Below are 12287 nucleotides of genomic sequence, written 5' to 3' on the forward strand. Positions count from 1 at the left end.
CTGCTGCGGACTCGGATCCGCGCGACCGTGATCCTACGTGCAGGTCTCCCGGACCCCTCCCGGTAGGGTGGCGCGCGCACTGTGCGCAACCGCGAATCAGGGGGACCAGACACGTGAGTACGACCGCAGCGACGGGTTTCTGCCGCGTCACCGTCGTGGCACCCGACAGCCGGATCGACGTCGCGCTTCCCGAGGACATCGCCGTCGCCGACGTCTACCCCGAGATACTGCGTCTCACGGGCCAGACCCAGGCGGCCGGCACACCCACCGGCTACCACCTCGTACGCCGCGACGGCAGCGTCCTCGACGGTGCCCGCACCCTCGCCGCGCAGCAGGTCCTCGACGGTGAACTCCTCGGTCTGCGGCCCTTCGCACAGTCGCTGCCGCCCGCCGTCTTCGACGACGTCTCCGACGCCGTCGCCTCCGCCGTCACCCGGGACCGCCACCTGTGGAGCGACGAACTCCTGCGCGGCGCGGGCCTGGTGGGCGGTGTCCTGCTGCTCGTCCTGATGGGCTTCGTGCTCTGGTTCGCCGATCCCGTACGCCACGACACGCACAGCCTGCCGGGCATCATCGCCGGATCCGCCGGCCTGCTGCTCACCGCCTTCGCGGGCGTGCGCGCGCGGGTCTACGCGGACCGGGCCACGGCGGTCGCCCTCGGGCTCGGCGCCCTGCCCCTCGTCCTCATCGGCGGCTCCGGCGTCATCGGTGCCGACGCCGGCCAGAGCCCCGGCCGGCTGCAGTTCCTGCTCGGCTGCGTCGCCGTCCTGCTCGCCTCCGTCGTCCTCGTCGCCCTCACCCCCAGCGGTGACGCCCCGTTCGTGGCGGCGACCTTCCTCGCCACCGTCGGCACCCTCGCCACCTTCGTCGCGATCCTCGCGAAGGCGACCGCCACCGAGACCGCGGCCGTCTGCGCGCCCGTCGCCCTCGGCCTGGTCGCCTTCCTGCCCGGCCTCTCCGCGCGCTTCGCCCGGCTGCCCATCGGCTACGCCTCACCGCGGACCGCCCCCGCCGGCTACGACGAACCCTTCGCCGAGCCGGGCGACGCTCCCGGTACCCAGGGCGAGCCCGTCGACGCCGACCGCATCGCCGCCCAGGCGCGGCGCGGCCACGAGATGCTCCTCGGCCTGGTCGGCGGCTGCTCCGCGGTCGTCATCGGCTCCGCGGCCGTCCTCGGCTTCTCGGACAGCGTCTGGGGCCAGGTGCTCGCTCTCGCCGCAGGACTCGCGATGCTGCTGCGCGCCCGGCTCTTCCGCTACACCTCGCAGGTCGCCTGCGTCCTGGTCGCCGGCATCGGCGCCGTGGCACTGCTGGTCCTCGGCCTCTCGCTCAACCCGCCGGCCGGCCTGCTGTACGACCTGGTGCGCTACGGCGACCGCGGCTCCCTCGACATCCGTACGATCTGGCTGTCGGCGGCCGTCGCCGCCGGCGCCGCCCTGCTCACCGCGATCGGCCTGATCATCCCGCGCAAGGGCCTCTCCCCCTTCTGGGGGCGTCTCCTCGACCTCACGGAGAGCGCCGTGCTCCTCTCCCTGGTCCCGCTCTGCCTCGCCGTGCTCGACGTCTTTGCCCGTGCCAGGGCCATGACCGGCTGACGCCCGTCGGACCCGCTCTCGGCGACTGGTACTCTGACTGGTGGCCGTTTGTGTACGCGCCTCCGGGTCACCCTGGGGGCTGCGCTCATCGGACCTTCGCCTCCGAGTCACGGAAGCTCCCCTGAGATCAAGACCAGGGGCACTCGTGGGCGCATCGAACACCAAGAGGAGTACGCGTGCCGCTCGACGCCGCTACGAAGAAGCAGATCATGTCCGAGTTCGCCCAGAAGGAGGGTGACACCGGATCCCCCGAGGTCCAGGTCGCCATGCTCTCCCGCCGGATCTCGGACCTGACGGAGCACCTCAAGACGCACAAGCACGACCACCACTCCCGTCGTGGTCTGCTGATCCTGGTCGGCCAGCGTCGCCGCCTCCTGCAGTACCTCGCCAAGAAGGACATCCAGCGCTTCCGTGCGCTCGTCGACCGCCTCGGCATCCGCCGCGGTGCGGCCGGCGGCGCCAAGTAAGGACGCTGTGAGAGGGAGCGGTTCCCCCATTCCAGGGGGCCGCTCCCTTTTCTGTACGTGCGGGACCAGGGTCGGGCTCAGTAACCTGGACGCACGACACCATGACGAGGGGAAGCGCCCCGCAGCCGCCGCCGGTCCTCGGTAGTGGCCCCCGGGACAGTGCCCGGGAGCTTCGATCGAAGACCGGCCCGCACACAGGGGAGCGCTTCTCCGCACCGTCCTCCGCCACACGGGCGGCAGGACGAAAGACGACGAGTATGGAGAAATCACTAGTGGAGAACGAGACCCACTACGCCGAAGCCGTGATCGACAACGGCACCTTCGGCACCCGCACCATCCGCTTCGAGACGGGCCGCCTGGCCAAGCAGGCCGCAGGCTCCGCCGTGGCGTACCTGGACGACGACACCATGGTGCTGTCGGCCACCACCGCTTCCAAGCGGCCCAAGGACCAGCTCGACTTCTTCCCCCTCACGGTGGACGTCGAGGAGCGGCAGTACGCGGCCGGCAAGATCCCCGGCTCCTTCTTCCGCCGTGAGGGCCGGCCCTCCGAGGACGCGATCCTCACGTGCCGCCTGATCGACCGCCCGCTGCGCCCCTCCTTCAAGAAGGGCCTGCGCAACGAGATCCAGATCGTCGAGACGATCATGGCGCTCAACCCCGACCACCTGTACGACGTGGTCGCGATCAACGCCGCCTCCGCCTCCACGATCCTGGCGGGCCTGCCCTTCTCCGGCCCGATCGGCGCCACCCGCGTCGCCCTGATCAAGGGCCAGTGGGTCGCCTTCCCGACGCACACCGAGCTCGAGGACGCCGTCTTCGACATGGTCGTCGCGGGTCGCGTCCTCGAGGACGGCGACGTCGCGATCATGATGGTCGAGGCCGAGGCCACCGAGAAGACCATCCAGCTCGTCAAGGACGGCGCCGAGGCGCCGACCGAGGAGGTCGTCGCCGCCGGTCTGGAAGCCGCGAAGCCCTTCATCAAGACGCTCTGCAGGGCCCAGTCCGACCTCGCCGCCAAGGCCGCCAAGCCCACCGGCGAGTTCCCGGTCTTCCTCGACTACCAGGACGACGTCCTGGAGGCGCTGACCAAGGCCGTCCGCACCGAGCTCGCCAAGGCGCTCACCATCGCCGGCAAGCAGGAGCGCGAGGCCGAGCTGGACCGCATCAAGGAGATCGCGGGCGAGAAGCTCCTTCCGGCCTTCGAGGGCCGCGAGAAGGAGATCTCGGGTGCCTACCGCGCGCTGACCAAGAAGCTGGTCCGCGAGCGCGTCATCAAGGACAAGGTCCGCATCGACGGCCGTGGCGTCACGGACATCCGTACGCTCGCCGCCGAGGTCGAGGCCATCCCGCGCGTGCACGGCTCCGCGCTGTTCGAGCGTGGCGAGACCCAGATCCTGGGCGTCACCACCCTCAACATGCTCCGCATGGAGCAGCAGCTGGACACCCTCTCCCCGGTGACCCGCAAGCGCTACATGCACAACTACAACTTCCCGCCGTACTCCGTCGGTGAGACCGGCCGCGTGGGCTCGCCCAAGCGCCGTGAGATCGGCCACGGCGCGCTCGCCGAGCGCGCCATCGTGCCGGTGCTGCCGTCGCGCGAGGAGTTCCCCTACGCGATCCGCCAGGTCTCCGAGGCGCTGGGCTCCAACGGCTCGACGTCCATGGGCTCGGTCTGCGCCTCCACCATGTCCCTGCTGAACGCCGGTGTGCCCCTCAAGGCCGCCGTCGCCGGTATCGCCATGGGCCTGATCTCCCAGGAGATCGACGGCAAGACCCACTACGTCGCCCTCACCGACATCCTCGGTGCGGAGGACGCCTTCGGCGACATGGACTTCAAGGTCGCCGGCACCAAGCAGTTCGTGACCGCGCTCCAGCTCGACACCAAGCTCGACGGCATCCCCGCCTCGGTCCTGGCCGCCGCGCTGAAGCAGGCCCGTGACGCGCGTCTGCACATCCTGGACGTCATGAACGAGGCCATCGACGTCCCGGACGAGATGTCCCCGAACGCCCCGCGGATCATCACCGTCAAGATCCCGGTGGACAAGATCGGTGAGGTCATCGGCCCCAAGGGCAAGATGATCAACCAGATCCAGGAGGACACCGGCGCCGACATCACGATCGAGGACGACGGCACCATCTACATCGGTGCCCAGCAGGGCTCGCAGGCCGAGGCCGCCCGCGCCACGATCAACGCGATCGCCAACCCGACCATGCCGGAGGTCGGCGAGCGCTACCTGGGTACGGTCGTCAAGACCACCACCTTCGGTGCGTTCGTCTCCCTGATGCCCGGCAAGGACGGCCTGCTGCACATCTCGCAGATCCGCAAGCTCGCCGGTGGCAAGCGTGTGGAGAACGTCGAGGACGTGCTCGGCGTCGGCGCCAAGGTCCAGGTCGAGATCGCGGAGATCGACTCCCGCGGCAAGCTCTCCCTGATCCCGGTCGTCGAGGGTGAAGAGGACGAGACGAAGGACGACACCGACAAGTGACGTCCCGTAGTTCCGTGACGACGGCCCGCCCCTCCTCGGAGGGGCGGGCCGTCGCCCGTACCCAAACGCTTCTCAAGGGCAGCAACGGCATCGGCACGGTCCGACGCACCGTCCTCCCCGGCGGCCTCCGGGTCGTCACGGAGACCCTGCCCTCCGTCCGCTCCGCCACCTTCGGGATCTGGGCCAACGTCGGTTCGCGCGACGAGACGCCCACCCTGAACGGCGCGACGCACTACCTCGAACACCTCCTCTTCAAGGGCACGGCCAAGCGCAGCGCCCTCGACATCTCGTCCGCGATCGACGCGGTCGGCGGCGAGATGAACGCCTTCACGGCGAAGGAGTACACCTGCTACTACGCGCGGGTCCTGGACACCGACCTGCCGCTCGCCATCGACGTCGTCTGCGACATGCTGACCGGCTCGCTGATCACCCCCGAGGACGTCGACGCCGAGCGCGGCGTCATCCTCGAGGAGATCGCGATGACGGAGGACGACCCGGGCGACTGCGTGCACGACCTGTTCGCGCACACCATGCTCGGCGACACCCCGCTGGGCCGCCCGGTCCTCGGCACCGTCGACACGATCAACGCGCTGAACCGCGGCCAGATCGCCCGCTTCTACAAGAAGCACTACGACCCCACGCACCTGGTCGTCGCCGCAGCCGGCAACGTGGACCACGCCACCGTCGTACGGCAGGTCCGCAAGGCCTTCGAGCGGGCGGGCGCCCTGAGCCGCACCGACGCCGTCCCCACGGCGCCGCGCGAGGGCTCCCGCACACTGCGCGCGGCCGGCAGGGTCGAGGTGCTCAACCGCAAGACCGAGCAGGCCCACGTCGTCCTCGGCATGCCCGGCCTGGCCAGGACCGACGAGCGCCGCTGGGCGCTCGGCGTCCTGAACACCGCGCTCGGCGGCGGCATGAGCTCGCGGCTCTTCCAGGAGGTGCGCGAGAAGCGCGGCCTGGCCTACAGCGTGTACTCGTACACCTCGGGCTTCGCCGACTGCGGCCTCTTCGGTGTGTACGCGGGCTGCCGGCCCAGCCAGGTCCACGACGTACTCAAGATCTGCCGCGACGAGCTCGACCGCGCGGCGACGGACGGCCTCGGCGACGACGAGATCGCCCGTGCCGTCGGCCAGCTCGCGGGTTCCACGGTCCTGGGCCTGGAGGACACCGGTGCGCTCATGAACCGCATCGGCAAGAGCGAGCTCTGCTGGGGCGAGCAGATGTCCGTCGATGACATGCTGGCAAAGATCGCGGCGGTCACCCCCGACGAGGTCAGGGCCGTCGCGGCCGACGTCCTCGGTCAGCGCCCCTCCCTCTCGGTGATCGGCCCGCTGAAGGACAAGCAGGCAGACCGCCTCCAGGAAGCGGTCTCCTAACCACCCGTAAGGAAATGAACAGATGAGCAAGCTGCGCGTGGCCGTTCTCGGCGCCAAGGGACGCATCGGGTCCGAGGCCGTGCGAGCCGTCGAGGCCGCCGGTGACATGGAGCTGGTGGCCGCCCTCGGCCGCGGCGACAAGCTGGAGACCCTGACGGAGACCGGCGCCCAGGTTGTCGTGGAGCTCACCACACCGGCCTCGGTGATGGAGAACCTCGACTTCTGCGTCCGGCACGGCATCCACGCGGTGGTCGGCACCACCGGCTGGACCGACGAACGGCTCGCGCAGCTGAACACCTGGCTCTCCGGTTCCCCGGAGACCGGTGTGCTCATCGCACCGAACTTCTCGATCGGCGCCGTGCTCACCATGAGGTTCGCGGAGCAGGCCGCCCGCTACTTCGAGTCCGTCGAGGTGATCGAGCTCCACCACCCGAACAAGGCCGACGCGCCCTCCGGCACCGCGACCCGTACCGCCCAGCTCATCGCGGCGGCCCGCGCGAAGGCGGGCGCCGCGCCGCAGCCGGACGCGACGGCCACGGCCCTGGAGGGAGCACGGGGAGCGGACGTCGACGGCGTCCCGGTCCACTCCGTGCGGCTCCGCGGCCTCCTCGCCCACCAGGAGGTCCTGCTGGGCGGCGAGGGCGAGACCCTCACCCTGCGCCACGACTCACTGCACCACAGCAGCTTCATGCCGGGCATCCTGCTCGGCACCCGCCGTGTGGTGACCACTCCCGGCCTCACCTTCGGCCTGGAACACTTCCTCGACCTGAACTGACTGGGCCCACCCCCATGCGCGCAAAGCTCACCTACGCCGTCACCGCCGCCGTCCTGGTCTTCTACTTCGTCCTGGCCGGCAGCCGCGGCGTCCTGCTCATCCGGCACGGCACGCTGCTCACGGTCACCTTCGGTGTGGCTGTGCTGATCCTGCCGGTGATCGGCGTCTGGTTCCTCTGGAAGAACACCCAGTTCGTCCGGCGGGCAAACGCCCTGGCCGCCGAGCTGGACGCCGAGGGCGGTCTGCCCGTCGACGAGCTGGTGCGCACCCCGTCCGGGCGGATCGACCGCGATTCCGCCGACGCCGTGTTCGCCAGGCGCCGCGAGGAGGCCGAGGACAGCCCGGACGACTGGCGCTGCTGGTTCCGTCTGGCGGTGGCGTACCAGGACGCCAGGGACACCCCCCGGGCCCGCAAGGCGATGCAGCGCGCGATCGCCCTGCACGCGAACAAGCCGGTACGCGCCTGATCGGCGCCGTACCGGCTTGTCGTGGTGCGAACCGTCCGGTGTCAGCCGGTGCGGTACTCGTCGCTCCAGGCCTCGACCGTGTCGGTGGCACGCTCGAAGGCCTCGGCACGCGCCAGGAAGTCCGCGTTGTGGTCCGTCAGCAGCGGCAGTGGCGTCTCGCCGCCCCGGCGCACCACGATCAGGGCCTGGCCCTGGACGGTGCGCGGGAAGCCGAGCCACCTCACCGGCTGCTGGACCGTGCGGACGACGGACGCGTCGCTCCACGCGATCGTGGTCGTACGGAGGAAAGCCACCCGCCGTACGCCGTGGCGGCTCACCCACGCGCCCACGCGCAGCAGCCGCAGCGCGCTCACGATGGCCGCGCCGGCGAGCACGAAGCACACGCTCGCGCCGGACAGCGATCCGGTCACCGTGATGATCACACCGGCGAGCAGCACGAAGGACGCGAGCAGCAGGAGGGTGGCCGCCGCCGCGACCCGCCACGGGCCGGGGCGGTAGGGCCGCCGCCAGCTGTCATGGTCGTCGAACGGCAGTGCGATGTCCTCTGCGTCCGCGTCGAATGCGCGGTCGGCTGTCAGGAAGGGCAGGGGCACGACTGATCCTCACTCACAAGCACGCTCGATTGCTGTGCCCGGTGAGGCTACCGAGAGGCCCCCCGGCCTACCACCCCAGGGGGCCCGTACGGGTCAGCGGTGCTGTGAGGCCTCGGACGTCTGGCTGTGCGAAGAGGTGCTGCCGGTGTCCAGTGCGGGCAGCCCGAAGAGCAGCGAGCCGGCGAATCCGGCGATCAGGGTCAGCCCGACGAGCGAACGACTCGCCAGCTGTGAGGCGCTGGCGCGCAGGCGGGGAGGAGGTGTGACGTTACTGCGGAACCGGTCGGCCTCGGCTACGAACGAGAACGGGACGGATTCACGCCGGCGGAACATGAGGAAGATCTCCTTGGACTCTGTGAGGGGTGCTGCTGACGAGTCAGACGTACGGGAGGCCCGATCGGTGCCCCGAATCGCCGAACGCGTGCGGGAATTCCCGCTGACGGAGGCCAGGCCGGCGCCCCGTAGAGTGGATGCCGCCCGAGCGACGCAATGGGAAGGACCCCCGCCGGTGACCGACACCCCCGAGCCCACCAAGGCCCACTTCCGCAGCAATGTCACCGTTGACCTGGTGAAATCCGCCGCAAGCGACTCCGACGTGCTGTTCGCGGCCCGCGTGTCGACGGCCGGTGAGCAGTCCCTGGAAGAGGTCACGAAGGACCCCGAGCGCTCCAAGGGTCTCATCAACTACCTCATGCGGGACCGGCACGGCAGCCCGTTCGAGCACAACTCGATGACCTTCTTCATCAGTGCCCCGATCTTCGTGTTCCGGGAGTTCATGAGGCACCGTGTGGGCTGGTCCTACAACGAGGAATCGGGTCGCTACAGGGAGCTCGAACCGGTCTTCTACGTCCCGGGGGAGTCCCGCAAGCTCATCCAGCAGGGCCGTCCCGGCAAGTACGAGTTCGTCGAGGGGACGCCGGAGCAGCACGCGCTCACGACCCGCGCCATGGAGGACTCCTACCGCCAGGCGTACGACGCCTACCAGGAGATGCTCGCCGCCGGGGTCGCCCGCGAGGTCGCCCGTGCGGTGCTGCCGGTCGGCCTGTTCTCGACGATGTACGCCACCTGCAACGCCCGCTCGCTGATGCACTTCCTCGGACTGCGGACACAGCACGAGCTCGCGAAGGTCCCGTCCTTCCCGCAGCGCGAGATCGAGATGGTCGGCGAACAGATGGAGCAGCACTGGCGGACCCTGATGCCGCTCACTCATGCCGCGTTCAACAAAAACGGACGTGTAGCTCCGTAAGCGGTGTCCGTATTGCGACGTTTCGTGAAGTTCATCTAGGCTGATCAAACGGACCCGGCACTGCTTGAACCCCCGAGCAGGCAGTGCCGGGCTCCTCTTCCCCGTCCCCCCGAGGGGGCGCGGCGCTCCGACCAACGAGTAGCGTGTTACCCATGGCTCCGATCTCCACTCCGCAGACCCCCTTCGGGCGGGTCCTCACCGCTATGGTCACGCCCTTCACGGCGGACGGCGCACTCGACATCGACGGCGCCCAGCGGCTCGCCGCCCATCTGGTGGACGCAGGCAACGACGGCCTGATCATCAACGGCACCACGGGCGAGTCCCCGACCACCAGCGACGCGGAGAAAGACCAGCTCGTCAGGGCTGTGCTCGAAGCCGTCGGAGACCGCGCACACGTCGTCGCGGGCGTGGGCACCAACGACACCCGGCACAGCGTCGAGCTGGCCCAGGCCGCCGAGCGGGCCGGCGCGCACGGCCTCCTCGCGGTCACCCCGTACTACAACAAGCCGCCGCAGGAAGGCCTCCTGCGGCACTTCAACGTCATCGCGGACTCCACCGGGCTCCCGGTGATGCTGTACGACATTCCCGGCCGCAGCGGTGTGCCGATCGACACAGAGACACTCGTCCGGCTCGCCGAGCACCCCCGGATCGTCGCCAACAAGGACGCCAAGGGCGACCTGGGCCGCTCCAGCTGGGCCATCGCCCAGTCCGGCCTCGCCTGGTACTCCGGCGACGACATGCTCAACCTGCCACTGCTCTCGGTCGGCGCCTGCGGATTCGTCTCCGTCGTCGGTCACGTCGCCACCCCGGAGCTGCGCGCGCTCATCGAGGCACACCTCGGCGGCGACGTGCAGAAGGCCACCGAGATCCACCAGAAGCTGCTCCCCGTCTTCACCGGCATGTTCCGCACCCAGGGCGTGATCACCACGAAGGCGGCGCTCACCCTGCAGGGCCTGCCCGCGGGGCCGCTCCGCCTGCCGCTCGTGGAACTCTCGGCGCAGGAGACGGCCCAGCTCAAGATCGATCTGGCGGCCGGCGGGGTACAGCTCTGACCACGGACTTCACAACTGAATACGCGGGGCGACTCGCGACGGCAACACCACCTGACAACAGCAAGTGCACGAATGACATGCGCGCCACGTGCCCTCAGCGGTACGTGGCGCGCGTGGTAAGGAGAGTCTTTTGAGTCATCCGCATCCCGAACTCGGTACCCCGCCGAAGCTCCCGAAGGGCGGCCTCCGGGTCACCCCCCTCGGCGGCCTGGGCGAAATCGGCCGCAACATGACCGTCTTCGAATACGGCGGCCGTCTGCTCATCGTCGACTGCGGCGTGCTCTTCCCGGAGGAGGAGCAGCCCGGCATCGACCTGATCCTCCCGGACTTCACCACGATCCGGGACCGCCTCGACGACATCGAGGGCATCGTCCTCACGCACGGCCACGAGGACCACATCGGTGGCGTGCCCTACCTGCTCCGCCTGAAGCCGGACATCCCGCTGATCGGCTCGAAGCTGACCCTCGCCCTCATCGAGGCCAAGCTCCAGGAGCACCGGATCCGTCCGTACACCCTGGAGGTGGCGGAGGGACAGCGCGAGCGCCTCGGTGTGTTCGACTGCGAGTTCATCGCGGTCAACCACTCCATCCCGGACGCTCTGGCCGTCGCCATCCGCACCCCCGCGGGCCTGGCCGTCGCGACCGGTGACTTCAAGATGGACCAGCTTCCGCTGGACGGCCGCCTCACGGACCTGCACGCCTTCGCGAGGCTGAGTGAGGAGGGCATCGACCTGCTGCTCTCCGACTCGACGAACGCCGAGGTCCCCGGGTTCGTTCCGCCCGAGCGGGACATCTCCAACGTCCTGCGCACGGTGTTCGCCAACGCGCAGAAGCGCATCATCGTGGCCAGCTTCGCCAGCCACGTGCACCGCATCCAGCAGATCCTGGACGCCGCCCACGAGTACGGCCGCAGGGTCGCCTTCGTCGGCCGTTCCATGGTCCGCAACATGGGCATCGCCCGTGACCTGGGCTACCTGAAGGTTCCCGCCGGCCTCGTCGTCGACGTCAAGACGCTCGACGACCTGCCGGACGACGAGGTCGTACTCGTCTGCACCGGTTCCCAGGGTGAGCCCATGGCCGCGCTCTCGCGCATGGCCAACCGGGACCACCAGATCCGGATCGTCCCGGGTGACACCGTGATCCTCGCGTCGTCGCTCATCCCGGGCAACGAGAACGCGGTCTACCGCGTGATCAACGGCCTGACCCGCTGGGGCGCGAACGTCGTCCACAAGGGCAACGCCAAGGTCCACGTCTCGGGCCACGCCTCGGCGGGCGAGCTGCTGTACTTCTACAACATCTGCAAGCCGAAGAACCTGATGCCGGTGCACGGCGAATGGCGCCACCTCAGGGCCAACGCCGAACTCGGTGCGCTGACCGGCGTGCCGAAGGACCACATCGTCATCGCCGAGGACGGCGTCGTCGTCGACCTCGTCGACGGCAAGGCGAAGATCGTCGGCAAGGTGCAGGCCGGCTACGTCTACGTCGACGGTCTCTCCGTCGGCGACGTCACGGAGACGTCCCTCAAGGACCGCCGCATCCTCGGCGACGAGGGGATCATCTCGGTCTTCATCGTGGTCGACAGCTCCTCCGGCAAGATCGTGGGCGGCCCGCACATCCAGGCCCGGGGTTCCGGCATCGACGACTCCGCCTTCGGAGCCGTGGTGCCGAAGGTCGAGGAGGCCCTCAACAAGTCCGCCCAGGACGGGGTGATGGAGCCGCACCAGTTCCAGCAGCTGGTCCGCCGTACCGTCGGCAAGTGGGTGTCGGACACCTACCGTCGGCGCCCGATGATCCTTCCGGTCGTCGTCGAGGTCTGACCGTCGGACGCCGTCACCTGCGGCCGAACAGGAGCGGGCCGCCCCGATTTGCATCGGGGCGGCCCGCTCCAGTACGTTTACGTTTCCGCCTGAACGGGAAGCACCCCGCGCACGTCTGTGCGAGGGAGCCCTTCGAGGAGGCGGGAATTCCGACTCAGAACTTCTGATAAAGTCGGGTTCGCCGAAAGGCAAAGACCACTCCACAGGTCGCCGGAATCAAATTCGGACCGGAAACGGAACGAAAAAGAGTCTGGTAAAGTTGGAACCGCAGGAAAGGGAAACGCGAAAGCGAAGAACTGGAAAGCGAAACAAGCAGTAGCCCGCTTCGACCGGGAATCGGACACGAAAGAGTCTGATAGAGTCGGAAACGCAAGAACGAAGGGAAGCGCCCGGAGGGCCCCGGTGAAACGGGAC

Annotated in this window: 11 protein-coding genes; 9 read left to right on the forward strand and 2 right to left on the reverse strand. The window is 69.2% G+C overall.

Annotated features, from left to right (window positions below; translation table 11 throughout):
- Positions 1 to 113 precede the first annotated feature (113 nt).
- The 6 genes from eccD to ACFYY2_RS26185 all read left to right on the forward strand — a co-directional run bounded on the left by eccD (position 114) and on the right by ACFYY2_RS26185 (position 7166).
- A complete protein-coding gene (gene eccD / locus ACFYY2_RS26160; RefSeq protein WP_388747067.1) occupies positions 114 to 1595 on the forward strand; it encodes a type VII secretion integral membrane protein EccD in 1482 nt (493 codons plus the stop codon).
- 176 nt (positions 1596 to 1771) lie between these two features.
- On the forward strand, positions 1772 to 2062 hold the full coding sequence (gene rpsO, locus ACFYY2_RS26165; protein WP_003965855.1) for a 30S ribosomal protein S15: 291 nt from the start codon (positions 1772 to 1774) through the stop codon (positions 2060 to 2062).
- A 272-nt stretch (positions 2063 to 2334) separates the two neighbouring features.
- On the forward strand, positions 2335 to 4548 hold the full coding sequence (locus ACFYY2_RS26170; RefSeq protein ID WP_388747070.1) for a polyribonucleotide nucleotidyltransferase: 2214 nt from the start codon (positions 2335 to 2337) through the stop codon (positions 4546 to 4548).
- A complete protein-coding gene (locus ACFYY2_RS26175) occupies positions 4545 to 5924 on the forward strand; it encodes a M16 family metallopeptidase (protein ID WP_388747073.1) in 1380 nt (459 codons plus the stop codon). Before ACFYY2_RS26170 ends, ACFYY2_RS26175 begins: the two co-directional genes overlap by 4 nt.
- Before the next feature lie 22 nt (positions 5925 to 5946).
- Positions 5947 to 6699, forward strand: coding sequence for a 4-hydroxy-tetrahydrodipicolinate reductase (gene dapB, locus ACFYY2_RS26180; RefSeq protein WP_388747076.1), 753 nt, complete (start codon positions 5947 to 5949; stop codon positions 6697 to 6699).
- Between the two features lie 14 nt (positions 6700 to 6713).
- A complete protein-coding gene (locus tag ACFYY2_RS26185; RefSeq protein ID WP_388747079.1) occupies positions 6714 to 7166 on the forward strand; it encodes a hypothetical protein in 453 nt (150 codons plus the stop codon).
- A 41-nt stretch (positions 7167 to 7207) separates the two neighbouring features.
- Here the strand turns inward: ACFYY2_RS26185 and ACFYY2_RS26190 are convergent, their stop codons facing one another.
- Together ACFYY2_RS26190 and ACFYY2_RS26195 are read right to left on the reverse strand one after the other, a co-directional pair.
- A complete protein-coding gene (locus ACFYY2_RS26190) occupies positions 7208 to 7759 on the reverse strand; it encodes a hypothetical protein (protein WP_388747082.1) in 552 nt (183 codons plus the stop codon).
- A gap of 93 nt (positions 7760 to 7852) precedes the next feature.
- The gene (locus ACFYY2_RS26195; RefSeq protein WP_388747085.1) at positions 7853 to 8092 is read right to left on the reverse strand and encodes a hypothetical protein; all 240 of its coding nucleotides are present in this window, start codon (positions 8090 to 8092) and stop codon (positions 7853 to 7855) included.
- 175 nt (positions 8093 to 8267) lie between these two features.
- Between ACFYY2_RS26195 and thyX the strand changes: the two genes are divergently transcribed.
- The 3 genes from thyX to ACFYY2_RS26210 all read left to right on the forward strand — a co-directional run bounded on the left by thyX (position 8268) and on the right by ACFYY2_RS26210 (position 11873).
- A complete protein-coding gene (gene thyX / locus ACFYY2_RS26200; protein ID WP_388747088.1) occupies positions 8268 to 9005 on the forward strand; it encodes an FAD-dependent thymidylate synthase in 738 nt (245 codons plus the stop codon).
- Positions 9006 to 9157: 152 nt separating this feature from the next.
- On the forward strand, positions 9158 to 10057 hold the full coding sequence (gene dapA / locus ACFYY2_RS26205) for a 4-hydroxy-tetrahydrodipicolinate synthase (RefSeq protein ID WP_388747091.1): 900 nt from the start codon (positions 9158 to 9160) through the stop codon (positions 10055 to 10057).
- 130 nt (positions 10058 to 10187) lie between these two features.
- Positions 10188 to 11873, forward strand: a complete 1686-nt coding sequence (locus ACFYY2_RS26210) for a ribonuclease J (RefSeq protein ID WP_388747094.1) — start codon at positions 10188 to 10190, stop codon at positions 11871 to 11873.
- The last annotated feature ends 414 nt before the right edge of the window (positions 11874 to 12287 follow it).

Origin of the sequence: Streptomyces sp. NPDC001822 (assembly GCF_042892135.1) — a bacterium.
Lineage (GTDB): Bacteria > Actinomycetota > Actinomycetes > Streptomycetales > Streptomycetaceae > Streptomyces.

Excerpts from the sequence above, each read along its gene's own strand:
- dapB (WP_388747076.1), top strand. The coding sequence starts at position 5,947 with ATGAGCAAGCTGCGCGTGGCCGTTCTCGGCGCCAAGGGACGCATCGGG.
- ACFYY2_RS26185 (WP_388747079.1), top strand. The coding sequence starts at position 6,714 with ATGCGCGCAAAGCTCACCTACGCCGTCACCGCCGCCGTCCTGGTCTTC.
- ACFYY2_RS26195 (WP_388747085.1), bottom strand. The coding sequence starts at position 8,092 with ATGTTCCGCCGGCGTGAATCCGTCCCGTTCTCGTTCGTAGCCGAGGCC.
- dapA (WP_388747091.1), top strand. The coding sequence starts at position 9,158 with ATGGCTCCGATCTCCACTCCGCAGACCCCCTTCGGGCGGGTCCTCACC.